Origin of the sequence: Microbispora sp. CL1-1, assembly GCF_012034195.1 — a bacterium.
Lineage (GTDB): Bacteria > Actinomycetota > Actinomycetes > Streptosporangiales > Streptosporangiaceae > Microbispora.
On sequence record NZ_JAATEK010000046.1, the window covers coordinates 17,271 to 42,573 of the forward strand.

Consider the following 25,303-nt stretch of genomic DNA (forward strand, 5'->3'; position numbering starts at 1 on the left):
CGGCCGTCATCCGGGGGTCACCGTCGCGTCGCGGTCAGCACCACCGTGACGTACGACATCGTGAAGCCGCCTCCCATCGCGTCGATCGCGGCCCCGACACCGGCGAGCACCTCGGGCAGCGCGTCGGGCGGAAGCCGCGTGAGGGCGCCGGACGTCGGCATCTGGTCCAGCCACTCGTCACGCGTGTAGTAGCGCTGCCAGTCGTAGCGCCACTCCTCGACGTCGCCGAACGCGCCCGCGTCCCCGATCCCGTCGGCGGCCTTGGTGAACAGCGGCCGGTAGCCGTCGAGGGCCGACTTCACCGGCCGGTCCTGCGACGGGAAGCCGGACATCACCCGCCTGAAGACCTCGGCGTTCGCCTCCGCCACGACCGCCGGGGGCTCGAACACGTGCCAGAACAGCGCCAGCCGGCCGCCGGGACGCAGCACCTCGGCCGCCTTGGCCGCACCGGCGACCGGATCGATCCAGTGCCAGGCCGTCGCGGCGACGACCGCGTCGAACGTACGGGCGGCGGGCTCCCATGCCTCGAAGGTCGCCACCTCGACGTCGAGCCCCCTGCGGCGGGCGAAGTCGGCCATCCGCGCGTCGGGTTCGACGCCGAGCACCGTGCAGCCCGCCGCCTGGAACTGCCGGGCCGCGATGCCGGTGCCGCAGCCGACGTCGAGCACGTCGGGTCCGGGGCTCTCGGCGACGATCCGTTCGATCATCGTGTCGGGATAGGGCGGCCGGGTCCGGTCGTAGCGCTCGGCGTCCACGCCGAACGACTCCGCCATGTCTCTGGCCTTGTGTGATTCGTTCTCGGAAGCTGAAGTGGGCATGCGCCCACTATGAGTGGGCAAGTGCCCACTCGTCAATTCGGATAATCTCGACGCACGGACAGGAGGGATGGAACGGTGCCGACAGGGGTTGCCCTCCGCGACGCGCGGGAGCAGTTGTTCGAGGCCGCGGAGCGCGTCCTGCTCCGCGACGGGGTGAGCGGGCTGACCAGCAGAGCGGTCACCACCGAGGCTGGCTGCGCCAAGGGGGTCCTGCACCGGCACTTCGCCGACTTCGACGCCTTCCTCGCCGAGCTCGTGCTCGACCGCATCGCCAGGCTCGACGCCGAGGCCGACGCCCTTCGCCGCGCCGCCGGGACAGGCACCGTGATCGGCAACCTCACGACCGTGCTGACCGACCTGTTCGGGTCGGTCGCCATGGCGGTCGTCGGCCTGATCATCTCCCGCGACGCCCTGCGCGCCCGGCTGCGTCAGGCCAGGCCGGGCCCCGGCCTCCCGCTCCTGACGGAGGCCGCGGCCATGCTGGCCTCCTACCTCGCCGCCGAGCGCGACCTCGGCCGCATCGCGGCGGACGCCGACGTCGACACGCTCGCCCCCACGCTGCTCGGCGCCTCACACCTGCTGTTCGCCGACCGGGACGGCGGCCCGCCGCAGGCCGACGCCGTACACAAGATGGTCACCACGGTCGTCGCCGGCGTCGTACGGACCGGGTCTCGGGCGTAGGAAGCCACCCCCTTCCCCGACAAGGTCACCGCGAACCGGGCTCGAACTCCCCGGCCCTGACGCCGCCGAGCAACGCGGCCCACCCGGCCGGAGCAGCGGCAACGCCTCCACGCGGACAGCGTCGAACACTTCCGCGGCGGCAACGTCCTCCCGGATCGCTCGTGGTCAGCCCCCCGTACGGCCGTCTCCACGTACGCCGCCTCGGGCGGGTAGCGTGATCAGACGTGACGAGGCTGGCGCTCTTCGATCTGGACAACACACTGGTCGACCACGACGAGGCATTCCGCCGGTGGGCCGAGGAGTTCGCGGACGACCACGGCCTGGACGCCGAGGCGGTCGAGCGGCTCGTCGCCCTCAACGGGCACGGCTACCTGCCACGCGAAGCGCTCTTCGCGCAGGTGAAGGAGGATTTCGGGATCGACGGCCAGGTCGAGGACCTTTACGCCGCGTACCGGCGCCGGATGCCGCGCCTCGCCCGCTGCCCGCAGCAGGTGCGCGACGGCCTGACCCGCCTGCGTACGGCGGGCTGGCGGGTGGCCATCGTGACCAACGGGCGCGCGGACAACCAGCTCGGCAAGATCCGGAGCACCGGCCTCGACGAGGTGGTCGACGCGTGGGCCGTCTCCGGGGCGGAAGGCGTCCGCAAGCCCGAGCGGGGGCTGTTCGAGATCGCCGCGACCCGTGCGGGCGCGAGCCTCGGCGCGGGCGGATGGGTGATCGGTGACCACCCGGTGATGGACGTGGCGGGGGGGCGGGCCATCGGGTTCGCCACGATCTGGATCGACCGGGGCACCTGGGCGGGCCAGGAGCCCGCACCGGACCACACCGTCACCGACGTGACCGAGGCGATCGGCATCCTGCTGTCCGGCGTGGAACACCCGATAGCAGAACGCCGATAGCAGAAGCTCGGCCCTCTGTGACCGGACGCGGCCCCGGCTCTCGGGATCGCCCGGCCTCACCCGGCCAAAGGTCAGCCCAGCAGCGACGCACGCGTGTAACCGGATAAGAGCCCGGCTCCCGGGATCGCCCGGCCTCGCCCGGCCGAGGGCCGGCCCAGCAGCAGGCGCGCGCCGCTTCCTGCGGCCGGACAACGGCCCGGCTGCCGGAATCCGGCTCTGGGTCAGCCCAGCAGCGGTGCGAGGGCCGTCTCCAGGTCGGGCAGGCCGGTGAACAGGACGGCCGTCATGCCGAGCGCCCTGGCCGCTTCGACGTTCTCCGCACGGTCGTCCACGAACAGGCATCGCCCGAGCGGCACACCCGCACGCTCGGCGGCGATCTCGTAGATGCGGGGGTCGGGCTTGACCACGCCGACCCGGGCGCTGCTGACCACCTCGTCGGCGAAGTGGCTCAGGCCCAGCCAGGCGAGATCGTCCTCCAGGTCCAGCGTCGCGTTGGTGACCAGCACGACCGGCACGTGCGCCTGGGCCCGGCGCAGCAGGTCGAGCACGTCCTCGTCCGCCCGGGCGGGCGCCTTGATGAACGCCGTGACCAGCGCGCGGGCCTGTTCCCGCGGCACCTGGAGGGCAAGGGCGGCCTCGGCCGCCTCCGTCCACTGCTCGACGGTGATCTGTCCCAGCAGCGCGGGCCGGTCCACCTCGGGCGCGAAGACGACCTTCGCGGTGGTGCCTTCGGCCAGGCCCATGGCCCGTTCCAGCTCGGTCAGCTCCGACTGGTCGTGGAAGCGGATGACACCGTCGAAGTCACACAGCACCGCGTCGTACGGCCGGGGGTTCGTCACCGCCCATCCATACCACGCGTGGGCCGAACCCCGAATGACATGATCGATGGGTGACGGTCAGACGGCTGCCCCTCCTCGTCCTGTGCGCGGTGCTGTGCGGAGTCCTGTGCACGGCGCTGTCGGCCTGCGGCCTCGTCCACGCCGGCGCGGGCGGCGAGGGCATGCTGGGCGCGGCGGACCTGTACGGCGCGTGGCCCTCCGAGGTGTCCGGCGCGCACCCGCCGCTCGTGCCCGCGCCCTGCCCGGACGAACCGCTCCGCAGCGACGACGACCGCCTGGACACGCGGGCGATCACCGCGAGCATGGCTCCCGGGGGCGGCGACCGCCGCTTCCAGATCTACGAGTACGTGGCCGCCTACCGCCCCGGCGGCGCGCAGACGTACCTCGACGAGCTGGGCGAACGGCTCGGACGCTGCCAGGACGAGGAGGATCATTACTCCCTCGTCGCCAGGGACATCGGCGTGCCCGGCACGATGCTGGTGCAGCACGACCACCTCAATGACGGCACGGAGACGACGGGCGTCTACCTGGTCGGCCGGGCCGGCGACCAGATCGTCTCCGTCCTGGAGAGCACGGGCGGGGACGCCACGCTGGTGAACGAGCTCGGCGTACGGGCGCTGCGCCGCGCTGGCGCGACCGGGGAGGCCACCCCCTCGATCGTCACGCACGAGGACACCACCCGCTGGGTCACCTACGCCGTGTCCACGGTCAACGAGGTACGCGTCTCGCGCGACGGCAGGGTGCTGACGCTCGACGCCCGGGTGCCCGACGGTCCCGACGGCTGCCTGCGGGGGCCGACCGGCAGGCTGGACGGCTTCGAGCCGAAACTGGTCCGCGTCGACATCCGCTTCGAGTCCCGGCTCCTGATGGCCGGGAACGGCTGCCCCGGCGAGCGTACGGTGCCGGTGGAGGTGCCGCTGCCCAAGCCGCTCGGCGAGCGCGACGTGGTCGTCAACCTCGACCAGCTCTACACCCTCGACCGGCCGGGCCTGCTGCGCCGCTGCGGCGAGCCGGGCTGTCACCCGGCGCCGACGGGCTGCACCTCCGACTCCTACTACCGGGCGGCCAGGGACGCGGACGCGCCGGAGCACAGCTATCACCATGAGCGGGGATGCGACGGGAAGTGGCTCGTCATGGACATCTCGATCAGCGGCGGGCCGGTGTGCGAGAGGCCGGGCGAGTGTGCGGGCGCGTCCCGGGCGACCCGGTACTTCTACCGCGCGACGCCCACCGGCCGGCGGGTGATCGCGGGCACGACCAAGCCCGGGTGCGGCGACGTGCTCACCGCGGAGCCGCGCTTCCCGCGCGAGCTCTGCGCGGCGCTCACCGCACCGTGACCTCGGCCGACCCGGGCAGCCCCGGCCTGAGCACCCATGGACCCGGACGCTCCGACCTGGCCATCCTTGACGACCACACGACCACCCCGGCCGCCTCGACCGTCTCGACCACGAGGCCCCGGAGGCCCCCGTAGGCGGCCGGAGGGCAGGCTCCGTCAGCGCAGCATGTCGAGGGACCGGGCGGTGCCGAGGGAGTCATCGGCCGCCGTGTGCCGGGGCTCGGCCTCTCCGCGCAGCACCTCGTGGATGTGGCGGATGCCCCAGGAGAACGCGGTGCCCTCGCCCGGCTCGTGCCGGGCGACCAGACGCCCGTCACGCCACACTTCGAGCCCGTCGTGCGGCCCGGGGTGGAACGGGTTGGTCACCCGGATCTCTCCGCCGGTGCCGACCAGGCGGGTGTACGTCGTGAACGGCAGGGCGAAGCTGCAGCTCATCATCAGCCGGCCGGAGTCGAACTCCAGGACCCCGGCGGTCTCGATGTCCACCCCCGCCTCGCCCTTGACCGAGACGGCGTGCCCGGCCACGGCGTCGCCGCCGAACAGCAGGTGCGCGAGCCGTACGGGATAGCAGCCCACGTCATAGAGCGCACCGCCGCCGAGGGCGGGGTCGAGCCGGATGTCCTCGGTGCCCTCCATCGTGAAGGTGAACGACGACCAGATCTCCCGCAGTTCGCCGATCGCGCCGTCGGCGAGCAGGCCGCGCAGCCGGGCCGTCTGCGGGTGGAACGGGAAGACGAACGCCTCCCAGAGCGGCCGGGCCGAACGGCGCGCCACCTCGATGACGTTCCCGGCCTCTTCGGCCGTGAGGCACAGCGGCTTCTCGCACAGGACCGCCTTGCCCGCTTCCAGGGCGGCGATGGTCCACTGCGCGTGCAGGGCGTTCGGCAGCGGGATGTACACCGCGTCGATCGACGGGTCCTCGATGACGGCCTCGTAGCCGCGTACGGCCCGGGTCACGCCGTTCCGCGCGGCGAACTCCTCGGCCCTGGACAGATCACGGCCCGCCACCACAGCGGCCGTGCCCCCGCCGGCCTCACGCAACGCGGGCAGGAACGCCCGCGCGGCGATGCCCGCCGTCCCGAGGACGCCCCACCGGACAGCCCCACTCATACCGCACCCACTCCTTGCCGCCGTTGCCGACATTTCGCCATTCACCGGGGAATGCCTGCCGGGACCGTAGCACAGCGGTATTGATGGGAACTTTTGCCTCCAAAGTCCGATATCGGGAAGCCTGCCGGGTACGTGACCCGCCGACCGGGACGCCGGCGAGCGGATGAGGGACGCACGAAAATGAGCGAGGAAACACGGCGATTCGCCCATCTGCCAACTGATCGGGCGCCCGGACCCGACTACTCGGGGCCCGGAGTCGAGGCGGAGCTCACCGGCCGGATGCCCGAGGGCCGACCCGCCGAGCGACCCCAGCGGCCAGAACGGCCCGAGCACTTCGAACGGCGCGGCGGATCGTATGACGACCTCTACACGGCCCGGGCCTCGTCCGCGCACGGCACGGTGACGTCGGACGACGGCATGCTCGACGTCCACGTCAAGGCGCCGGGCGAGCTGGGCGGCCCCGGCGGGGCGACCAATCCCGAGCAACTGCTCGCCGCGGCGTACGCCTCCTGTTTCCACAACTCGCTCACGCTGGTCGCCGGGAGGCAGGGCGTCAACACCTCCGGCGCCACCGTGGACACCGCCGTCACGTTGCGCAAGCGCGGCACCGCCGACGACTACACGATCGCCACCGACCTGGCCGTACGCCTGCCGGGGGTCGAGCCCGAGACGGCCCGCAGGCTGGTGGAGCAGGCCCATGACGAGTGCCCGTATTCGCGGGCCTTCACGCAGGGCGCCGAGGTGCACGTCCACCTCGCTTGACCACCCGCTACCCGTCCCGGCCGCGGCCGGGACGGGTGCGGAGAGCGGAACGCGCCGCCCTCTGTCTCAGATCCTCTGCCACAGGGCGGGGACGTTCGGCGGCTCCCAGCCCGCGAGCGCCGTGTGGGCCTGGATGCACCGGTACGTCGCACCGCCGTAGGTGACCTGGTCACCCACCTTGTACGCCGTACCGGCGGCCCAGGCGCCCTTGGGAACGGTCGGCGTGGGCGTGGGCGTGCGCGTCGGCGTGGGAGACGGGGTCGGAGTGCGCGTCGGAGTCGGGCTCGGAGTGGGCGTCGGGCTGGGCGTCCCGCCCCCGCCGACCTGGAGGTCGACACAGGCGTAGAACGCGTTGGCGGTGTCGGCGACGTTCCAGATCGCCAGCACCTTCTGCCGGCCCGTCCGTCCGCCCAGGTTCACGGAGTGGCTGACGGTGGCCGGGGGCTGCGCCCCGTGGTCGTCGAAGACGGCGATCCGGGTGCCTCCGATGTAGTACTCCCACGTGCTGGTCGAGTGGCGGGCGGTCAGCGACCACGTGAAGGTGACGGTGTTGCCGACACTGGTGGCCGGCCAGGGCTTGCTCTCGTCGTCGAGCTGGGCGAAGCGGGCGTTGCCGCCGCTGCAACTGCGCAGCCCCTTCGGTCCTTCCACGCTCTGGGGCTCGTAGATGATGTCGCCGCAATTGGGCACGCGGCCCTGGGCGCACATCGCCTGGCGGCTCGCGGGCGACGAGATGTATCCGTGCGCCTGGGCCGGTGAGGCGATGAACACCGTGGCGCCGATACCGATCGTCGCCGTCGCGAGGAAGGTCAGCGTCCTTCGCATGTGTGCTCCTCACTGCTGGGGGGTGGCGCAAATATAAAAGAAAGTTTCCTAACAGTGAAGGCCCAATGACAACGGGAGTCAGGAAGCGGAGGCGGGCCGGCCCAGCATGACGAGGCGACTTGGCAGGGCCCCGAGCGGCTTCCCGCATGCCCTCGTGGTGCACTGAGTTCAGGGGGATGTGCGCCATGTTCAGGGGGATGTGCGCCATGTTCAGGGGGATGTGCGCCATGTTCAGGGGGATGTGCGCCATGTTCAGGGGGATGTGCGCCATGTTCAGGGGGATGTGCGCCATGCCGCGACGTTCGAGCACGGCCCTGCCGGCACCGGTCAACGGTGTCGCCGCCATGCCGCCGTGTCCGGCGGCGACGTCGATGTGGCTGTTCGCGGATCACCCACTGGCCACCGGCCCGCCCCCGCACAACGACCACACGCCGTGTCCACCCCCACACAAGAGCCGAGCCCCGCACGACGGCCCGCCCCCGCACAAAGGCCGGGCTACGCACAAGCGCCAGGCGCTGTGCCCACCCCCGTACAAGAGCCGAGCCCCGCACAAGCGCCAGGCGCTGTGCCCACCCCCGTACAAGAGCCGAGCCCCGCACGACGGCCCGGCCCCGCACGACGGCCGGGCTACGCACGAGCGCCAGGCGCTGTGTCGGGCCCTGCACAAGGGCTGGGCGCTGTGCAGGACGCCGCACAAGGGGCGGGCGCTGTGCCGGACGCCGTGTCAGCCACCGTGCCTGCCACCGTCTCGTCCACCGCGTCAGACGCTCTGCCGGACGCTGTGTGCGCTCCAACTTGTGCCGGTGCTCCCGGCGTACGGGGACCCGGTGGTGCTCCTGGCGCTGATCTGCGGGGTGCTCCTGCTGGCCGGGACGGTCGCGTATCTCGGCCTCCGCCTGACCGGCCGAATGATCTCGCCGTCACCGGCGCCCCGGACCGAGCCGGACGAGGGTGAGGAGGAGGGCTCGCAGCGGCCGGCCCCGGTGCCCGACGAGGCCGACTGCCTTGCACCCGGCATGAACCGTACGCTCGGGCAACTGGAGGAGGCACTGGAACGGCAGCGCCGTTTCAGCTCCGACGCCTCCCATGAGCTACGCACCCCGATGACCGCCATGCGTACGCAGATCGAGGACGCGCTTCAGGCACCGCAGGAGACCGACGTGACCACCCTGGCCATGGCGCTGCTGCCGAGCCTCGACCGGCTGCAGCGGATCGCGACCGACCTGCTGGCGCTCTCGCAGTTGGAAAGCGACGCGCTGCCCGTCCGGCGGCAGCGGGTGGATCTCGGCAAGCTCGCCGAAGGCGAGCTACAGATGCTGCCCATCACGAAGCGGCTGGTCCCCCTGCTCGACCCGGACGTCGTCGTGCTGGGAGACCCCCACTCGCTCGGCAGCCTCATCAGCAACCTCATCGGCAACGCGCAGCGGCACGCCGCCAGCACGGTCACGGTCACCGTGTGGCGCGAACCACGAGAACCGCGCGAACCCGGGGGATCACCGGACAGATCGCCGGATGCATCACTGAACGGAACGGCCGTGCTCGAAGTGGCCGACGATGGCCCCGGGATCCCCAGCGAGCAGCGGGAGAAGGTCTTCCAGCGGTTCACGCGGCTCGACGCGGCCCGCAGCAGGGACGCGGGAGGAGCCGGGCTGGGGCTGGCCATCGCCCGCCAGGTCGCCCAGAACCACGGCGGCCGGCTGACCATCGAAGACAGCGCCGAGGGGGCGCGCTTCGTGCTGCGGCTGCCGCTCGCCCCCTGAACCCCCGAACCCCCGTATCCCCGCACCCGCCGAACCCCGGAGCCCCAGCACCCGGAATCCCCGAACCGCCGACTTCCGACCCCCGCACCCCATACCCCCGTATTCCCGCACCGCGGAACCCCGGAGCCCCCGAAGCCCCGAACCGCAGAGCTCCGAAGCTCCGTGGCGGGTTCGGCAGAGAACGACCGGGAACGCGTTGACATGACGCGTCCGCGACCTACACTCAAACGAGTGAACGATCGTTCAAGTGTTGTGGATCTCGCGACGGCCGACTCCTGCGCGCTCCCGGTGGTGGACGCCCACCGGGTGGAGACGGTCAGGAGGGCCATGCCGTCCCATGGGACGGTGGAGGACCTGGCACAGGTCTTCGGCCTCCTCGCAGATCCCGGGCGACTGCGGCTGATCGCGGCGCTACTCGAGGGCGGCGAGATGTGCGTCTGCGATCTCGCCGCGGCGACCGGCCACAGCATGTCCGCAGCGTCGCACGCCCTGCGCCTGCTCCGAGTCCACAACGTGGTGAAGGTGCGGCGCGCGGGAAGGATGGCCTATTACCGCCTCGCGGACTCGCACGTGCGGCTGCTGTTCGACCTGGCGATCACGCACATCGGACATGAGGAGAAGGACCGCGACGATGGGTGAAGCCGGTAGGGAGCACGGGCACCACACCGGGACGGGCGACGACCGCGAGCACGGGCACGCGCGCGACCATGACGACGCGCACGGCCGCGGCCGCGGTCGAGACCATGCGCGCGGTGGCGCTCGCGGTGGCGCTCGCGGTCGCGGTCATGGTCATGGACACGGTCACGGGCACGCGGTCAGCGCCGAGGCCGACCGGCGGCTGCTGACCGGCGCGCTGGCGCTCATCCTCGGTTTCATGGCGGTCGAGGTCGTCATCGGCGTCATCGCGCACTCCCTGGCCCTGGTCTCCGACGCCGGGCACATGCTCACCGACGCCATCGCCATCGCCTTCGCGATCATCGCGATGCGGATCGCCGCCCGCCCGCCGCAGGGCGGCTTCACCTACGGCCTGAAACGCGCCGAGATCATCAGTGCCCAGATCAACGGCATCACGCTGCTGCTGCTCAGCGTCTACTTCGTCTATGAGGCCGTATGCAGGCTGATCGAGCCGCCCGAGGTCCACGGCGCGTACGTCGTCGCGACCGGCATCGCCGGAATCGTCGTGAACCTGGCCGCGACCTGGCTGCTGAGCAGAGCCAACCGCGGCAGCCTGAACGTCGAGGGCGCCTTCCAGCACATCCTCAACGACCTGTTCGCCTTCATCGCCACGACCATCGCCGGCGCGGTGATCTGGCTGACCGGCTGGGGCCGGGCCGACGCCCTGGCCGCCCTGGTCGTGGCCGCCCTGATGCTGAAGGCCGGGTGGGATTTGGTGCGCGAGTCCGGCCGGGTCTTCATGGAGGCCGCCCCCGCCGGGATGAACCCCGCGGAGATCGGCCGCAAGGCCGCCGCACTGGAACACGTGGTGGAGGTGCACGACCTGCACATCTGGGAGGTCACCAGCGGCTACCCCGCCATGTCGGCGCACATCCTGGTCGCGCCCGGCGCCGACTGCCACGCCGTACGGCAGGCCGCGCAGCGGATGGTCCACGACGAGTACGGCATCGCACACACCACGCTGCAGGTCGACCACGCCCCGCCCGAGCTTCTCGCGATCGGCGAGACGGCGGCCGGGGCGGCCGAGCCCCACTGTGCGGACGCGCACGGCCCCGCGCACGTCAACGGGCAGACGGCGGCCGGGGAGGGCCGTCCTTCGCAGAGCTGCGCCGCCCGCCGCTACATCAGGTTCCCCAGCGCGAGACGCCTCTCCTGACCCCGGCCCCTCAAGGCTGCCCACCGCCCCGCCGATATATCAGGGTTCCCGAACGCCGGACGCCTCTCCTGACCCCGGCCCCTCAAGGCTGCCCACCGCCCCGCCGATATATCGGGGTTCCCGAACGCCGGACGCCTCTCCTGACGGACCCCCGGCCTCTCCCAGGGCCGCACCGCCGCCACATCAGGTCTCCCAGCGCTGGATGCCTCTCCTGACCGTCGCCCCTTCCGTCCTCGGCGGGTGTGGTGCTCTAGCCAACTGGGGCGAGGGACATGGCGGAATCCGGACGGCAGGCGGAGGCACGGGGAACGGGAGCGCGGACGGTGCGGCCGATTCCCGGACGGCCCTCATCGGGGGGCTGCGCGCGGGCTTCGGCTGACGGGCTCCGTTTGCCAACCGACCTCAGGGGTATCAGGCGCGCATGTTCGCCCCGTCCGACCCGGACGTTCTCGTGCCCACCAGGGGCCTCCCGGGCGCGCCGGCCGTCACGTCGGCCGCCCTCGCGGCGCAGACCGTGTCAGAGACGGCATGGGCGCGCTGATCGAGGGCGTACGCCGCGTCGCGGTGCTGCGGGCCAACGCCCTGGGCGACCTGGTGCTCGCGATGCCCGCCCTGGAGTCGCTCCGCCGGGCCTACCCGGGGGCCCGGCTGACCCTCCTCGGCACCCCCTGGCACGCCCGGTTCCTGGACGGCAGGCCGGGGCCGGTCGACGACGTCATCGCCCTGCCCCCGATCTCCGGGGTGTCGACGACGGACGGCGGCTACCCGGCTCCGGAGACGCTGTTCAAGGAACTGCGCGAGCACCGGTTCGACCTGGCCGTACAGATCCACGACGGCGGGCGCCACTCCAACCCCTTCGTCAAGGCGATCGGCGCCCGCGTCACGGCCGGTCTGTGCACGCCGGACGCCGTACGGCTCGACCGGTGGGTGCCGTACGTCCACTACCAGCACGAGACGCTGCGCTACCTGGAGGTGGCCGCGCTGGTCGGCGGGACGGCCGAGGCGTACGAGCCGAGCATCGCGGTGACCGACGCCGACCACGCCGAGCTCGCCCGCGTGTACGGCGAGCCGCCTCCCGGCCTGGTGGCGCTGCATCCGGGGGCGAGCGACCCCCGGCGGCGCTGGCCGGCGCGGGCCTTCGCGGAGGCGGCCGACCGGCTCGGCCGCCCGGTCGTGATCACGGGCGTCGAGAGCGAGCGGGAGGTGGTCGAGGAGGTCACGGCGGCGATGCGGCGGCCCGCCGTCACGGCGGTCGGCACGCTCGGCATCGGCGGCCTCGCCGCCCTGTACGAGCGCTGCGACCTGGTCATCTCCAACGACACCGGCCCCCGCCACCTCGCCGCGGCGGTCGGCACGCCCACAGTCGGCATCTTCTGGTGCGGCGATCTCATCAACTCCGGGCCCTTCGGCCGGGCTCTCCACCGGCCGCTGGTCTCCTGGACGGAGCGGTGCCCGGTCTGCGGCGTGAACGGCCACGATGCGCGGCCGCCGCGGTGCCCGCACGACGAGTCGTGGGTGGCCGACGTCCCGGTCGACGACGTGGTCGAGCAGGCGGAGGACCTGCTCCGCCACCAGAGCCGGACACCCTGACGACCAGACGACCAGCGGACGCCTCCGCGACCGGCAGGACGCCTCGAATCAGCGGGACCGCCCCGGCAATTCAGCAGGACGCCTCGGGTCAGCGGGACGCCGTGACGACCAGCGGGGCTGCCCCGACAACCAGCGGGACACCGGAGGCTCCCCGGTGGCGAAGACGACCCGCGCCGCGAGGAAGCCGATCCGGCTGTCGTCGGACGGCCGGATCACGCCGGTGGACGTCAATGTCTGCGTGTACGACCGGCCGCACCGCATAACCCTGAATCGGCCGCGCCGTACGACCCTGAACTGTCACGCCGACGCCATCACCCCGGCCATCATCGCCGGCCGGCCGCGGTGACCGTACTCCCCCGGTCGTAGCGGCGTACGCCCCTGATGCGACGGCGGTAGCACCGGGAGCCTCCCGGCGTGCGACGACGCCGAGGCCCGCCGGCGGCACGATCGAGACACCGCCCGGGGGACGGACGGTGCCCGGGTCCCCGTACTCCCCCGGCGGTAGCCGACGTGTCTCTCGACGAGGGACGACACCGCCGGCCGCGTGGGACACGATCCCCGTGACTCCGGAATTCCCCCGCGACCGAAGGGAGCAAAAACATGCGAAAGGTATACACGGCATTAGCGGGGCTGCTACTCGCCGCCGCCGTCCTCCAGATGTACCTCGCGGCCGTCGGCGCGTTCGACAAGCCGCAGGACGACTCCTCGTTCAGCCTGCACAGCATGAACGGCATGATGGTCATCCCGATCCTGTCACTGGTGGCCACCGCCGCCGCGGCGGCCGCCAAGGCGCCGGGACGCCAGATCGGGCTGACCATCCTGCCCGTCGGCCTCGTCATCGTGCAGTCGCTGATCATCGCGCTGGGCGGCCTGTTCGACGACAGCACCGGCAACACGACGCCGGTCTCCCTGGCGATCCTCGGTCTGCACGCCATCAACGGCATGGCCATCCTCGGCGTCTGCGGCATGGTGTTCCGTAACGCACGGCGGCTCATGTCGGCCGGGCCCGCCTCGTCGGAAGCCGCCGCGGAGGGCCGTCCGGCTCGCGCATCATGACGACCGACCTGCTCATGGCGCTCGACCTGCTCGTCTCGGTGCTGACCGCGGCGACGTGGGTGGGCGCGGGCGTGACCGCCGCGGCCCGTCGTCCGAGGACGGCCACGGCCCTGTTCGCGGTCGCTCTTGTCGCGTCCCTGGCCCGGGTCTGGTCCGTCCTCGCCCTGGCCGGGGCCGGCTGGTGGTTCGTGCAGGAGAAGATCACCCTCGCGCTGCCACTTCTCGTCGCGGCGAGTCTCGTGGCCACCGCGCTCGCCGGGCCGCGCCTGCTTCGGGCGGCCCGGCGGGCGGACACGGCGTCGCGCGACGCCGTCAAAGCGCCCGTGGTCGTGGTGCCGCTGCTCGGCGCGGGGTACGCCGCGGCGGCCGGGATCGTGCAGACCTTCCTGATCGGATATCCGGCGGATCCGGGCACCGCTCTCCTTCTCCTGGCCGTAGTCGCGGGGGCCGTCCTGGGGACCTGGAGAGCGATGAGCGCGCGCGTGCCCGGGCTGCGGTCCGCGACGGCGGCAACCGTCGTGGCCGCCGTGCTCGGCGCCGCTCTCGTGTTCCTTCCTTCCGCGCCGGCCACGGCGGAGGGCTCCGCCCCGGAAGGCGGCGCCGCCATGGGTGCGATGGACATGGGGGCCACGGACCTGGGTGCCATGGACATGGGGGCCACGGACCTGGGGGCGCAGCCCGTCTCCCACGGCCACTCCGCCTCGGCAGGATCCGCCACGGGTGGGACGCCTCGTCCGGTGACCGACCTGCGCGGCCCGGCCACGCCTCCACCGGGCGGTGCCGTACGCCACTTCGACCTGACGGCCCGCATGGCGACCGTCACGCTGTCTCCGGGACGGAAGGTGTCGGCGTGGACCTTCAACGGCCAGGTCCCCGGGCCGTCGCTCACCGCCGAGCAGGGCGACCTCATCGAGGTGCGGCTGCGCAACGCGGACATCACGTCCGGCGTGACGCTCCACTGGCACGGCTATGACGTGCCCTCGGGCGAGGACGGCGTGCCCGGCCTCACCCAGGACGCCGTGCCGCCCGGCGGGGAGTTCGTCTACCGCTTCGTCGCCGAGCAGGTGGGGACGTACTGGTATCACACCCATGAGGTCTCCGACATCGGCGTCCGCATGGGGCTCTACGGCACGCTCGTCGTCACGCCGAAGGGAGCCGCGCCCACAGGACTGGACCTCACGCTGCCCGTGCACACGCTCGGGGGCGTGCTGGTGACGGGCGATCGCGACCAGTCCCTGGTCAAGCAGGCCGCGCCCGGCACGCCCGTACGGCTGCGCCTGATCAACACCGACAACACGCCGCATCGGTTCACGCTGGCGGGCACGCCCTACCGGCTGGTGGCGGTGGACGGTACGGACCTGAACGGGCCGGGCACGCTCGCCAAGGTCGGCCTGCGACTCGCGGCGGGCGGCCGGTATGACCTCGCGTTCACGATGCCGCCGGACCCCGTCGTCCTGAAGATCGACGACCGCGCCGACTCCGTACGGCTCGTCCCGGAAGGCACCAGCCCCACAACAGCGCAGGACGCGAGCGCCGCGACGGAGAGCCCGAGCACGACGGCGGCACAGGGCGACAGCCCCACAACAACACAGGGCGACAGCCCCACGACCGCGCTGAGCGCGGCGGCGGGCGCCGGAGCCGTTCCCGCCGCCGACAGTCAGACGGCGGACTGGCCGGAGCTGGACCTCACCCGATATGGCACCCCCGCGCCCACGCCGTACACGTCCCGCAGCCGGTTCGACCGCGACTTCACGCTCGTCCTCGACCGGGGGCTCGCGCTGACGAACGGGAAGCCGGCGTACGCGCACACGGTGAACGGCCTCGCCTTCCCCAACATCCCCACGGAAGTGGTCAGGGATGGCGACCTGGTGCGGCTCACCGTGGTCAACCGCGGCCGGGACACCCACCCCTGGCATCTCCACGGCCATCGGGTGCTCGTGCTCTCGCGGAACGGCCACTCCGTCACCGGCAGTCCCCTGTGGCTCGACACCTTCGACGTACGGCCCGGCGAGGTATGGGAGGTGGCCTTCCGCGCCGACAACCCGGGACTGTGGATGAACCACTGCCACAACCTGAGCCACGCCGACCTGGGCATGATGCTGCACCTGGCCTACCAGGGGGTGACCTCGCCCTTCCACGGCGCGCACGGCGGGTGACTGAATCACCCTTTTTCCCAAGGCGTCGAGTAAAAAATCACAACGGGAATTCCACCGAGGTGTAAACGCACGGTAATCAGATCAGAACTTCGGGTGAGCAGAACAGGCCCGGGTCCCCCCGGCCGGGCGTGGACGATGCCGACCGAAGGGAGAGATCGTGACAGTGGCGAAGAGCATCGTTCCCGCGCTGGTGACGTTGGCCGCCACGGGGTGGCTCGTCGCGGGCCGGCCCGCGCCGGCCCTCGCGGGACCGGCCGGTTCCGACACCGGGGGGCACCTCACACCAAGGATCGCGACCGACCCGGCGTCGGGCGTCCGGGGGCATCCCGGCTCGGGGGCCGCGGCGGTCCGGCCTCCCGGCCCCGGTGATCCCACCGCGTCGGGGCCGTACGGGCAGGTCGTGCACCTGGCCCAGCAGGGGCCCGGTCTCGTGTGCACCTACCGGCTCAGGGGCGTACGCAAGGGAGGCTTCCTCAACGTCCGCGACGGCGCCGGCATCCGCCACACCCCCCTCGCCAAGCTGCGGCCCGGCGACGGAGGATTCTCCGGCGCCTGCACCGCCACCAGCGGCTGGATCGCGGTGAAGACCGCCGACGGGACCTCGGGTTACGCCGCCGCCCGCTACCTCCACCGGCTCGATCTGAGCGGGCGGCCATCGCTCTCGTGCGTCTACCGCCTCCGGCACGTGCGCAAGGGAAGCTTCCTCAACGTCCGCGAGGGTGCCGGCATCCACCATGCCCGTGTCGGCAAACTGCGGCGGGCCGACGGGAACATCCCCGGGGCCTGTGACGCCACCCACGGCTGGGTGGCCGTGGACACCGGCGACGGCATCCCCGGCTGGGCCTCCGCCCGCTACCTCCGCAAGCTGTGACGACAGGGCCGTGAGACCCCGGATGCGCAAATCAGCAGGCCCGAGACGTGCCGCTCGGCACGCCCGGGACGCGCCGCCCGGCAGGCCCGGGATGTCACGGCCAAGCCGACCGACTCAAAATGCGCAGACCGGAAAGCCCGGAACACGCTGACCAGCAAGCCCCGGACGCGCGCCCCGGCAGGCCCGGGATGTCACGGCCAAGCCGACCGACTCGGAATACGCAGTCCGGAAAGCCCGGAACACGCTGACCAGCAAGCCCCGGACGCGCCGGCCGGCACTTGCCGGACGCGGCGAAGCCGCGCTGCCCCCTTCCCCGGTATCCCCCTGGCCGGGGACGGGGGCCGCGGCCTTTCAGCCGAGATCGGGATGCGGGATGTAGCAGTCGAGCCGCATGACGTCCTCGCTGGTCATCAGCGTGTCCATGTCGCCGATGCGCCAGCCGTCCTCCAGCAGCAGGGCGAGCAGCGGATGCGCGCCCGGCACCGCCACGTGGATCGGCATGCGGCCCGGCATGCGGCCCGGCCCGTGGACCGGCCCGTGGACCGGCGCGGGGCCGGGTAGACAGCCCGGCGCATGCACCGGCTCGTGGACCGGCTTGTGGTCCGGCCCATGAACCGGCCCGTGGATCGGTGCGGTGCGGTGGTGGGCGTTCGCCGCCTCCAGCACGATGTCGGCGCAGTCCTGCGGGGTCGCGCCCCCGGCCGGTCCGATGACGACCTGGTCTCCGGCCGTCCTGGCGAACGCGTAACCCGAGTCGCTGACGTGCAGGGTCACCCCGGGCAGCCCGGCGTACCAGGTGAGGGTCGAGGTGCGGTCGCCGCCGGAGACATGGGCGTCCAAGACCGCCGCCGCGTGGACGTCCGCATCTCCCGGCGCCGTCCGCGCATTCGCTACCCCGGGCATCTGAGGGTCCGCATTCCCCGGCACCACCCCGACATCCGCCGCCCCGGGCACCCTAAAGTCCGCACCCCCCGGCGCCACCCCGCCATCCGCCGCCCGCATGTCAGCTACCCCAGACGCCGGAAAGTCTGCATCCTCTGGCGTCTCCTGGTCGCCGGGCGGCCTGCGCGTCAGGTAGAAGAGTGGGCAGCGCGGGCGCATCCCGTGCCTGATGTAGAGGGCGAGCGCCCTCCTGTCGGCCGACGCGAAGGTGACCTTGGGCGTGCCGGCGGGCAGCAGGCGGGACAGGATCGTGCGGCCCAGCCTCGACGACTGGTGGCCGGGCAGGACGAAAAGGTCTCCGAGGTGCGTGACCGTCCCCCGGCGCAGCGTGCCGCCGAACCCCGCGATCGTGCCGTCCACCTCGCCGACGAGCACCTCGCCGAACTCGCGTTCCGCGTCCACGAAGTCCGGCCGCTCCGGCCACAGATCCAGGAGGCCGAAGTGGCCGGCGACGGCACGTACGCCGGCCATGTCGGCTCCGGCGGCGGGGCGGACGATCGGTTCCGCCATCGGTCTCCCCCTGCGGTTTCGCCCTATGTCCCGATCACCATAGGGCGCGTGCAGGGGGATCGCGACGTCCGCCCACCCCGTACGGCTGTCCGCTCGGGTCAGCCCTTGATGGCCCCCGCGGTCAGGCCGCTGACGAGCTGGCGCTCGGCCACGGCGTAGAAGCCGAGGGCGGGCAGCATCGCGACCACGATGTAGGCCATGACCCGTGCGACGTCCGTGGCGTACTGCCCCTGGAACTGCTGGACGCCCAGCGGGATGGTGAACAGGCTGTCGTCGCTGAACACCACGAGCGGCAGCATGAACTGGTTCCAGCTGTTCACGACCGCGAGCACGGAGACCGTGGCGATCGCGGGCCGGGCCATCGGCAGCAGGATCCGCCAGAAGAACCCGAACGGGGAGCACCCGTCGAGGATCGCCGCCTCCTCGATCTCTCCCGGGATGGCCCGGAAGAAGCCGCGCAGGATGATGATCGTCATCGGCATGCCGAAGGCGGCCTGCGGGAGGATCACGCCGAGCGGGTTGTCGAGCAGCCCGAACATCCGCAGCAGCACGAACAGCGGCAGGATCGCCACCGCGAACGGGAACATCAGCCCGGCGGCGAACATCGTGAACAGCGCCTCACGCCCCCGGAAGGCGAAGCGCGCGAACACGAAGGCCGCCAGCGCGGACACCGCGACGACCACGAGCGTGGTCAGCACGGCGATGTAGGTGCTGTTCCAGAGCATCTGCCAGAACGACGACGAGGCGAGCACGCTGGTGTAGTTTTCCGGCACCCAGGGGCTGGGCAGACCGATCGGGTTGCTCGACAACTGGGCGGTGGTCTTGAACCCGCCGAGCACGCCGTACACCAGCGGGATGCCGACGAACAGCGCCGTGATCACGACGATGGTGTGCAGGGACAGGCTGCGCAGCAGACCGCCCGACGTCGGCGACTGCTTGTGACGGTTGGCGCTCATCGCTGGTCCCTCAGCACGGTGCTCGCTCCTTCGAGGTCGCGGCGCATGACGTATCTCTGGTAGAACACCGCGAACACGAGGCTGATGAGGAACATCACCACGCTGATCGCGCTCGCGTAGCCGACCTGGAAGCGTTTGAAGCCGAACTGGAACATCGTGACGGCCATGGTCTCGGAGGAGTGCGAGGGGCCTCCGCCGGTGATGATCCAGACCAGGTCGAAGAGCTGGATCGCACCGATGACCGACAGGAACACACTGATGCGGATCGTGGGCCCGAGCAGCGGCAGCGTGACGTAGCGGAAGACCTTCCACCCCGTCGCGCCGTCGATCTGCGCGGCCTCGGTGAGCTCCCTCGGGATGCCCTGACGGCCGGCGATGTACAAGATCATGTGGAAGCCGAAGTACTTCCAGGTCATGACGATGAACACCGACATCATGACCGACGACGGGTCGGCGAACCAGTCGAGGGGGTCGATGCCGAACCAGCCGAGGATGTAGTTGGCCAGGCCCTCGGTGGGCGACAGGATCATCATGAAGAGGACCGCGGTGATCGCCTCGGACAGCACGTACGGGGCGAAGAACAGCAGGCGGAAGAACGCCCGGCCGCGGATCCTCTGGTTGAGCAGCATGGCGGTGCCCAGCGAGAGGGGAAGCTGGATCACCAGCGACAGGATGATCAGCAGGAGCCCGCGCCACAGGTCCCCGAGGAAGACCTCGTCGGCCAGCAGCTTGGTGAAGTTCGCCAGGCCGATGAAGTCCGTCGGCAGCCCGCGCATGCCGTTCCACTTGAACACGCTCGCGTAGAAGGCGAGCAGGATCGGGGCCACGACGAGCCCGAAGAAGAGCACAAGCGCGGGAAGCAGGAACAGAAGGACAGTGGTGAACCCCCGGAGCCTGAGGCTCCGGGGTCTCGTCGTCTTCACGCGACAGTTACTCCGACTTCGCCGTTTCCGTGATGGCCTGCGCCACCTGCTCCGGCGTCTTGGTGCCGGCGATCAGCTCGGCCACGGAGTCGTTGACCTCCTGGCCGACGGCCGGCGGGAACGCCTGGTCGAGGTAGAGCTGGAAGCCGGTGGCGGTGGCGAGGTTCTTGGCGACCACGCTGAGGTTCGGGTCGGTGACCGCGTCCTCCTCGCCCTTCAGCACCGGGAGCAAGCCGCCGGTCGCGACGGCCTTGCGGTGCTCGGTGCTCTCGGTGAGGAACTTCAGGAACTCGACCGCCTCCGCCGGAGCGTCGGCACCGATCGCGAAGCCGCCGCCGCCGCCGAACGCGTCGGTGACCGCGCCCTGGCCGCCCTCGACCGCCGGGAAGGGGAAGAAGCCGAGGTCGTCGCCCAGGCCCTTGCCGGCGTCGTTCTGGACCGCGGGCGCCCACTGGCCCATCAGCTCCATCGCGGCCTTGCCGTCGCCCATGGTCGCGGCCTGACCGCCCGGGTCGCCGTACGTCGCGCCGAGGTAACCCTTCTGGAACGGCTGGAGGTCGGCCAGTTCCTTGAGCTTCTGCCCCGCCTGCACGAACGCCGGACCCGTGAAGTCCTTGCTGTCACCGGCCTGCTTGAGGGCGTCAAGGCCGCCGATCCGCATTGCGAGGTAGGCCCAGTAGTAGTGACCCGGCCACTTGTCCTTGCCGGCGAGCGCGATCGGGGTGATCCCGGCCGACTTCAGCTTCTTGACGTCCTCGAGGAGCTGCGACCAGGTCGCCGGAGGCTCGGCGATCCCGGCCTTCTTGAAGAGCGCCTTGTTGTACCAGAAGCCCACCATGCCGATGTCGTCGGGGATGGCGTAGGTCTTGCCCTCGACCTGGTAGGCCGACAGCGCGGCGTCCGTGAAGGTGCCGAGCCAGTCACCTGCCTCGGTGCTCAGGTCCCTCACCAGGCCCGCGTCGACCTGCTGGGCGAGCACGCCGCCACCCCAGGTCTGGAAGATGTCCGGCGCCTTGCCCGACTGCGTGAGCGTCGTCAGCTTCGCCTTGAACGCCTCGTTCTCGTAGGGAACGCTCTTGATGGTGATGTTCGGGTGCGAGGCCTGGAAGTCCTTGATCGCCTGAGCGCCGTAGCTCTTCAGGGGATCCGTGGTCCAGATGTTCCAAAACTCGACGGTCACCTTGCCGCCGGCCGAGCTCTTGCCCTCTCCGGCGGCGTCATCCCCCGAACTACCACATCCCCCGAGGACCAGTGCCGACGCCGCCAGGAGCGCCGCACCTCGCCGACTCAACTTCACGGTGGTTTCCCTTCTGGATTCCGACCGAAACTTTCGGCAGTCGCCCGATAGTTTCTGCGATGGGGCAGACGTTACAGCGGGGTTAGGTACATATCAACGGCTGTTGTGCACCTGTTACGCACGGTCGGGGGCGAACGAAAGTACGGCCGATCGACGCAGCCCAAAAGGGATGAATAGGGATCAACCAGGCGGCATTTACGGACAGCCGGAACCCGTCGACCGTCCTGCTCGTACGCGGGACGCGTGAGAACCGTGGTAGGGAAACGTCACCATGCCACGAAACGTAAATCGCATGCAAGGGGTCGAACGCCGCGCATGCCGAAGAACCCGGACGTCCCCGGGTGAGGAGCCGGCGAAAGCGTCAGCGGGCGGCGGCGGTCGGCCGCTTGCCGTACGCGTGCTTGACGAGCTCGATCAGGACTTCCTTGCCCGATTCCCGCTTGCGCGCGTCGCACAGCATGATCGGCACGTCCTGGCTGAGGTTGAGCGCGAGCTTGACCTCGTCCAGCTCGAAGACCGGAGCGCCCTCGAAACAGTTGACCGCGACGACGAACGGCGTGCCGCGGCGCTCGAAGTAGTCCACTGAGGGGAAGCAGTCGGCGAGCCTGCGGGTGTCGGCCAGCACGACCGCGCCGAGCGCCCCCCGGGCGAGCTCGTCCCAGACGAACCAGAACCGCTCCTGGCCGGGGGTGCCGAAGAGATAGAGGACGAAGTCCTGCCCGATGCTGATGCGGCCGAAGTCCATGGCGACCGTCGTGGTCGCCTTCGCCTCGACCCCGGACAGGTCGTCCACGCCGACGCTGCGGTCGGTCAGCGTCTCCTCCGTGCGCAGCGGCCGGATCTCCGACACCGCGCCGACCATCGTGGTCTTGCCCACCCCGAAGCCGCCGGCGATCAGCAGTTTGATCGCCGTGGGCATCTTCGGCGGGGTCGTCCCGGAATCAGAGCGCGCGAAGGCCATCGAGCACCGCCTTGTACATCCGCTCGTCGAGCACGTCCATCTCCGGTTGGGGTTGCTGCACGGCCACGTAGCCCCGGTCGAACAGGTCGCCGAGGAGGACCCGGACGATCCCGGCCGGCAGGTCGAGATGGGCCGCGATCTCCGCGACCGACAGCGGCCTGCGGCACAGCCGCACGATCGCCTGGTGCTCGGGGTCCAGCCCGATCTCGGTCCCCGTGGTGGGACGGACCGTCACGGCGAGCGAGATGAGGTCGAAGCGGTCCTGCGCCTCCGTACGGCCCCGCGCGATCACGTACGGCCGGATGGTCGGCGCGTCGAGTAAACGGTCCTCGTCCGGGCTCCACTCGGAGTTCACAGGCGGACCTCTCTCCCCGTCGTCCGGTCGATCGTCGTCCGCGCGGGCGAGGTGAGGTACTGCCCGACGCGCGCGACGAGCATCGCCATCTCGTACGCGACCAGGCCGACGTCGGCGTCACCCGAGCAGAGCACGGCCAGGCAGGCGCCCTGGCCCGCCACGGTCACGAGCAGGTAGGCCGACTTCATCTCGACGATGGTCTGCCGTACGGATCCGCCCTGGAAGCGCTCGCCGACGCCGCGCGCCAGGCTCTGCAGCCCGGAGGCGACGGCCGACAGGTGCTCGGCGTCCTCCGTGCGAAGCCCCTGCGAGCCGGCCAGCAGCAGCCCGTCGGTGGACAGCACGATGCCGTGCTCGACCTCGCGGACCCGTGCTACAAGATCGTCCAGCAGCCACGCGAGGTCCGCGGAGGCCCCGGTCTTCTGCGTCACAGGTTGTCCTCCTCGTCACCCAGCAGCTTCGCGGCCTCGGATCTGCCGCGCCTCGTTCCCGACTGGAACGAGCCCATGATCTTACGGATGTCCTCCGGCGAGCGATCTTCCTCGTCGTCCGCCTCGTCGCCGTTCCTCGACTCCTCGGCGAGCGCGGGGGCGAGGTTGGCCTGCGGCACCCGGAAGGGCAGGCCCGATGGGGTGAACCCGGCCGAGGGCGCGGGCCTGTCGGGATCCGGATCGGCGTCGCCGGGCGGTGGTGGGACGCTCTGCAGAGGCCTGGGCGGCTCGGGAGCCCTCGGCACGGGAACCACCTCCTGAACTGGTGCGGAGACCGCCTCGGGCGCGCCGACAAGCGCGATCTTCCGGGAGCCGGTCCCGCGGCGCGGGAGGCCGGACTCGGTCTCCTCCTCGGGCAGGTCCTCCCCGCCCTCGATGACGAGGTCCCGCGGCAGCAGCACGACCGCGGTCGTGCCGCCGTAAGGCGACGCCTTGAGCGAGACCTTGATCCCGTGCCGCTCGGCCAGGCGGCTGACGACGTACAGGCCGAGCCGGGCGGTGCTCGAGAGGTTGAACTCGGGCGGGTCGGCGATCCGCTGGTTGGTCGCTTCGAGGTCCTCGGCGCTCATCCCGAGGCCGCGGTCCTCGATCTCGATCGCGTAGCCGCTTGCCACCACCTGGCCGCCCACCTGCACCATCGTGTACGGCGGGGAGAACGACACGGCGTTCTCGATCAGCTCGGCGAGCAGGTGGATGACGTCGCCGACCGCGCGTCCGAGGAGCGCGGTCTCTCCCATCGGCATCACGGTGACGCGGGTGTAGTCCTCGACCTCGGCCAGCGCGCCGCGTACGACGTCGACCATAGGCACCGAGCGCCGCCAGGCGCGGGCGGGAGACGCCCCGGACAGGACGATGAGGTTCTCCGCGTTGCGCCGCATGCGGGTGGCGAGGTGGTCGATGCGGAACAGGTCCTTCAGCTCGGCCGGGTCCGACTCGCGCCGCTCCATCACGTCGAGCAGGGTGAGCTGGCGGTGCACCAGCGACTGCGTACGACGGGCGAGGCTGAGCAGGATGTCGCGGATGCTCTGCCGGAGCTGGGCCTCCTCGACGGCGGTGCGGATGGCCGTCTCCTGCACCGTGTTGAACGCCGCGCCCACCTGGCCGATGACGTCGGGCCCGAATTCGAGCGGCGGCGCCTCGGCCTTGACGTCGACCTTCTCGCCCTGGGCGAGGCGGGCGACCACTCCGGGCAGCCGTTCGTTGGCCAGTTCGAGCGCGGCCTCGCGCAGCTTCTCGAGCTGGCGCACCAGGGCGCGGGCCGTGGTGATGGACAGGATGATCGACGCGATGACCGCCACGAGGCCGAGCACACCGGCCAGCACCAGCCGGGTGATGACGCCGACGGCGACGGGCGTCGCCCGATCGACCATCGTCTCGCCCGCGCCGCTGACGACGTCGTGCAACTGGTTCAGGGCGGCCGAGGACGCGGACTGCCACTGCTCCCCGCCGACGGGCGCGCGCAGACCGGGCCGGCCCTGCTGCGCGACCAGATCCTCCAGGCTGTGGAGCTGGCTGAGCGCGGCGCTCTTCTGCAGACGCTGGTAGACGTCGGGAAGCGGCTCCTCCAGGTCGGACTTCGCCAGGTCCATCACGTTGCGCTCGGCGCCGACGAGCTGGGTGAACTGGGCGACCTCCGCCTGGCCGAACCTGCCCGCCGCGATGACGCCGGTCAAAAGTGCATCTTCGCGCGATATAAGTTCTCGTGCCCAGTTCAGGCTGATAAGTGTCCGCGTGTCTTTCGCGAGCTGGTCGTCGTCCAGCGTGGCGAGCGAATAGTAGGTCTGGAAAAGAGAGTCGATGGGGCCGTTGTAGGCGCTGATGGCCTTGCCGCGGTCCACCTGGCGCGCGTCCACCGCGTGCCGCACCGAACGGAGCTGGTCGAGCTGCCGGAACGTGCGGTCGATCCTTTTCCGCAGCTCGTCGGTCGCCGCGAACCGGAGGGTGTCGCTGCTCGCCAGCCTGCGGAACTCACCGGCCGCGGCGTCCGTACGGGAGCGCTGGGCGGAGAGGTCGGCGGACGAGACCAGCACCGGGCTCACCAGGCGGGACACCGTCAGGCGCCGCTCCTTCTGCAGCTCCACCAGCAGCGACTCGCTCGGCTGAGCGACGTTGCTGTTGTAGACCGCCACCCACGCGAGGTTGAGACCGTCCCGCACGGTCACCCAGGCGGCGAAGATCCACAGTGCCGCAAGCGACACGAGCAGGGCCGTGACTTTGGTCCGCACGCGCGAGTTGCGGAAGCGCATAACACCCACCAAGCGACATATGAAAAGCCGTCATAGCGCGTTTCCCGGCGATTAACCAGAAGCTCATCGCTAGGGCGGCGGACATCGC

The 25,303-nt window shown here is 71.2% G+C and carries 25 protein-coding genes; 13 read left to right on the top strand and 12 right to left on the bottom strand.

The features are described 5' to 3' along the window. Positions 1-17: 17 nt before the first annotated feature. On the bottom strand, positions 18-818 hold the full coding sequence (locus HCK04_RS34425; RefSeq protein ID WP_142651536.1) for a class I SAM-dependent methyltransferase: 801 nt from the start codon (positions 816-818) through the stop codon (positions 18-20). Positions 819-893: 75 nt separating this feature from the next. On the opposite strand from HCK04_RS34425, the gene HCK04_RS34430 reads away from it, so the two are divergent. Together HCK04_RS34430 and HCK04_RS34435 are read left to right on the top strand one after the other, a co-directional pair. After that, on the top strand, positions 894-1,499 hold the full coding sequence (locus tag HCK04_RS34430) for a TetR/AcrR family transcriptional regulator (protein WP_142651537.1): 606 nt from the start codon (positions 894-896) through the stop codon (positions 1,497-1,499). Positions 1,500-1,723: 224 nt separating this feature from the next. Continuing rightward, entirely contained in the window at positions 1,724-2,398 is a 675-nt protein-coding gene (locus HCK04_RS34435; protein WP_142651538.1) for an HAD hydrolase-like protein, read from the top strand. 221 nt (positions 2,399-2,619) lie between these two features. Here HCK04_RS34435 and HCK04_RS34440 read toward each other — a convergent pair whose 3' ends face one another. Further along, entirely contained in the window at positions 2,620-3,237 is a 618-nt protein-coding gene (locus HCK04_RS34440) for an HAD-IA family hydrolase (RefSeq protein ID WP_260617509.1), read from the bottom strand. A 50-nt stretch (positions 3,238-3,287) separates the two neighbouring features. Between HCK04_RS34440 and HCK04_RS34445 the strand changes: the two genes are divergently transcribed. Beyond that, on the top strand, positions 3,288-4,574 hold the full coding sequence (locus tag HCK04_RS34445; protein WP_142651539.1) for a hypothetical protein: 1,287 nt from the start codon (positions 3,288-3,290) through the stop codon (positions 4,572-4,574). A 155-nt stretch (positions 4,575-4,729) separates the two neighbouring features. Here HCK04_RS34445 and HCK04_RS34450 read toward each other — a convergent pair whose 3' ends face one another. Beyond that, positions 4,730-5,683, bottom strand: coding sequence for a Gfo/Idh/MocA family oxidoreductase (locus HCK04_RS34450; RefSeq protein WP_168066507.1), 954 nt, complete (start codon positions 5,681-5,683; stop codon positions 4,730-4,732). A 180-nt stretch (positions 5,684-5,863) separates the two neighbouring features. Between HCK04_RS34450 and HCK04_RS34455 the strand changes: the two genes are divergently transcribed. Then, complete coding sequence (locus tag HCK04_RS34455; RefSeq protein WP_205831077.1) at positions 5,864-6,445, top strand: Ohr family peroxiredoxin; 582 nt, start codon at positions 5,864-5,866, stop codon at positions 6,443-6,445. Positions 6,446-6,511: 66 nt separating this feature from the next. Here the strand turns inward: HCK04_RS34455 and HCK04_RS44460 are convergent, their stop codons facing one another. Further along, the gene (locus HCK04_RS44460) at positions 6,512-7,270 is read right to left on the bottom strand and encodes a lytic polysaccharide monooxygenase (RefSeq protein WP_142651541.1); all 759 of its coding nucleotides are present in this window, start codon (positions 7,268-7,270) and stop codon (positions 6,512-6,514) included. Positions 7,271-8,073: 803 nt separating this feature from the next. On the opposite strand from HCK04_RS44460, the gene HCK04_RS34465 reads away from it, so the two are divergent. The 9 genes from HCK04_RS34465 (at position 8,074) to HCK04_RS34500 (ending at position 16,534) form a co-directional block, all read left to right on the top strand. After that, complete coding sequence (locus HCK04_RS34465) at positions 8,074-9,030, top strand: HAMP domain-containing sensor histidine kinase (RefSeq protein WP_168066509.1); 957 nt, start codon at positions 8,074-8,076, stop codon at positions 9,028-9,030. A gap of 231 nt (positions 9,031-9,261) precedes the next feature. Then, on the top strand, positions 9,262-9,669 hold the full coding sequence (locus tag HCK04_RS34470; RefSeq protein WP_260617510.1) for a metalloregulator ArsR/SmtB family transcription factor: 408 nt from the start codon (positions 9,262-9,264) through the stop codon (positions 9,667-9,669). A 68-nt stretch (positions 9,670-9,737) separates the two neighbouring features. Beyond that, the gene (locus tag HCK04_RS43070) at positions 9,738-9,875 is read left to right on the top strand and encodes a hypothetical protein (RefSeq protein WP_185949094.1); all 138 of its coding nucleotides are present in this window, start codon (positions 9,738-9,740) and stop codon (positions 9,873-9,875) included. Beyond that, on the top strand, positions 9,869-10,861 hold the full coding sequence (locus tag HCK04_RS34475; RefSeq protein WP_185949093.1) for a cation diffusion facilitator family transporter: 993 nt from the start codon (positions 9,869-9,871) through the stop codon (positions 10,859-10,861). The genes HCK04_RS43070 and HCK04_RS34475 overlap by 7 nt, the downstream gene beginning before the upstream one ends. A 528-nt stretch (positions 10,862-11,389) precedes the next feature. Next, the gene (locus HCK04_RS34480) at positions 11,390-12,451 is read left to right on the top strand and encodes a glycosyltransferase family 9 protein (RefSeq protein ID WP_142651545.1); all 1,062 of its coding nucleotides are present in this window, start codon (positions 11,390-11,392) and stop codon (positions 12,449-12,451) included. Between the two features lie 154 nt (positions 12,452-12,605). Further along, positions 12,606-12,797, top strand: a complete 192-nt coding sequence (locus HCK04_RS34485; RefSeq protein ID WP_142651546.1) for a hypothetical protein — start codon at positions 12,606-12,608, stop codon at positions 12,795-12,797. A 254-nt stretch (positions 12,798-13,051) separates the two neighbouring features. Next, a complete protein-coding gene (locus HCK04_RS34490) occupies positions 13,052-13,507 on the top strand; it encodes a DUF6220 domain-containing protein (protein ID WP_185949091.1) in 456 nt (151 codons plus the stop codon). Next, complete coding sequence (locus tag HCK04_RS34495; RefSeq protein WP_142651547.1) at positions 13,504-15,663, top strand: multicopper oxidase family protein; 2,160 nt, start codon at positions 13,504-13,506, stop codon at positions 15,661-15,663. Before HCK04_RS34490 ends, HCK04_RS34495 begins: the two co-directional genes overlap by 4 nt. A gap of 157 nt (positions 15,664-15,820) precedes the next feature. Then, a complete protein-coding gene (locus tag HCK04_RS34500; protein WP_142651548.1) occupies positions 15,821-16,534 on the top strand; it encodes an SH3 domain-containing protein in 714 nt (237 codons plus the stop codon). 351 nt (positions 16,535-16,885) lie between these two features. Here the strand turns inward: HCK04_RS34500 and HCK04_RS34505 are convergent, their stop codons facing one another. The 8 genes from HCK04_RS34505 to HCK04_RS34540 all read right to left on the bottom strand — a co-directional run bounded on the left by HCK04_RS34505 (position 16,886) and on the right by HCK04_RS34540 (position 25,194). After that, positions 16,886-17,986 carry a GNAT family N-acetyltransferase gene (locus tag HCK04_RS34505; RefSeq protein WP_142651549.1) on the bottom strand — a complete coding sequence of 367 codons (1,101 nt, stop codon included), beginning with the start codon at positions 17,984-17,986 and terminating at the stop codon, positions 16,886-16,888. Positions 17,987-18,084: 98 nt separating this feature from the next. Further along, complete coding sequence (locus HCK04_RS34510) at positions 18,085-18,942, bottom strand: carbohydrate ABC transporter permease (protein ID WP_142651550.1); 858 nt, start codon at positions 18,940-18,942, stop codon at positions 18,085-18,087. Then, complete coding sequence (locus HCK04_RS34515) at positions 18,939-19,865, bottom strand: sugar ABC transporter permease (protein WP_142651551.1); 927 nt, start codon at positions 19,863-19,865, stop codon at positions 18,939-18,941. Before HCK04_RS34515 ends, HCK04_RS34510 begins: the two co-directional genes overlap by 4 nt. A 7-nt stretch (positions 19,866-19,872) precedes the next feature. Then, on the bottom strand, positions 19,873-21,162 hold the full coding sequence (locus tag HCK04_RS34520; protein ID WP_142651552.1) for an extracellular solute-binding protein: 1,290 nt from the start codon (positions 21,160-21,162) through the stop codon (positions 19,873-19,875). Positions 21,163-21,523: 361 nt separating this feature from the next. After that, a complete protein-coding gene (locus tag HCK04_RS34525; protein WP_142651553.1) occupies positions 21,524-22,123 on the bottom strand; it encodes an ATP/GTP-binding protein in 600 nt (199 codons plus the stop codon). Continuing rightward, positions 22,104-22,478: a DUF742 domain-containing protein gene (locus tag HCK04_RS34530; protein ID WP_142651554.1), complete on the bottom strand. Its 375-nt coding sequence runs from the start codon at positions 22,476-22,478 to the stop codon at positions 22,104-22,106. Before HCK04_RS34530 ends, HCK04_RS34525 begins: the two co-directional genes overlap by 20 nt. Beyond that, the gene (locus HCK04_RS34535) at positions 22,475-22,909 is read right to left on the bottom strand and encodes a roadblock/LC7 domain-containing protein (protein ID WP_142651555.1); all 435 of its coding nucleotides are present in this window, start codon (positions 22,907-22,909) and stop codon (positions 22,475-22,477) included. Before HCK04_RS34535 ends, HCK04_RS34530 begins: the two co-directional genes overlap by 4 nt. Further along, positions 22,906-25,194 carry a sensor histidine kinase gene (locus tag HCK04_RS34540; RefSeq protein ID WP_260617511.1) on the bottom strand — a complete coding sequence of 763 codons (2,289 nt, stop codon included), beginning with the start codon at positions 25,192-25,194 and terminating at the stop codon, positions 22,906-22,908. The genes HCK04_RS34535 and HCK04_RS34540 overlap by 4 nt, the downstream gene beginning before the upstream one ends. Between the last annotated feature and the right edge of the window lie 109 nt (positions 25,195-25,303).

What these genes read in the sequence shown, in the direction of transcription:
- HCK04_RS34480 (WP_142651545.1), top strand. Translation starts at nt 11,390, where the DNA reads ATGGGCGCGCTGATCGAGGGCGTACGCCGCGTCGCGGTGCTGCGGGCC.
- HCK04_RS34510 (WP_142651550.1), bottom strand. Translation starts at nt 18,942, where the DNA reads ATGAGCGCCAACCGTCACAAGCAGTCGCCGACGTCGGGCGGTCTGCTG.
- HCK04_RS34505 (WP_142651549.1), bottom strand. Translation starts at nt 17,986, where the DNA reads ATGGCGGAACCGATCGTCCGCCCCGCCGCCGGAGCCGACATGGCCGGC.
- HCK04_RS34455 (WP_205831077.1), top strand. Translation starts at nt 5,864, where the DNA reads ATGAGCGAGGAAACACGGCGATTCGCCCATCTGCCAACTGATCGGGCG.
- HCK04_RS43070 (WP_185949094.1), top strand. Translation starts at nt 9,738, where the DNA reads ATGACGACGCGCACGGCCGCGGCCGCGGTCGAGACCATGCGCGCGGTG.
- HCK04_RS34495 (WP_142651547.1), top strand. Translation starts at nt 13,504, where the DNA reads ATGACGACCGACCTGCTCATGGCGCTCGACCTGCTCGTCTCGGTGCTG.
- HCK04_RS34450 (WP_168066507.1), bottom strand. Translation starts at nt 5,683, where the DNA reads ATGAGTGGGGCTGTCCGGTGGGGCGTCCTCGGGACGGCGGGCATCGCC.
- HCK04_RS34425 (WP_142651536.1), bottom strand. Translation starts at nt 818, where the DNA reads ATGCCCACTTCAGCTTCCGAGAACGAATCACACAAGGCCAGAGACATG.
- HCK04_RS44460 (WP_142651541.1), bottom strand. Translation starts at nt 7,270, where the DNA reads ATGCGAAGGACGCTGACCTTCCTCGCGACGGCGACGATCGGTATCGGC.
- HCK04_RS34525 (WP_142651553.1), bottom strand. Translation starts at nt 22,123, where the DNA reads ATGGCCTTCGCGCGCTCTGATTCCGGGACGACCCCGCCGAAGATGCCC.
- HCK04_RS34490 (WP_185949091.1), top strand. Translation starts at nt 13,052, where the DNA reads ATGCGAAAGGTATACACGGCATTAGCGGGGCTGCTACTCGCCGCCGCC.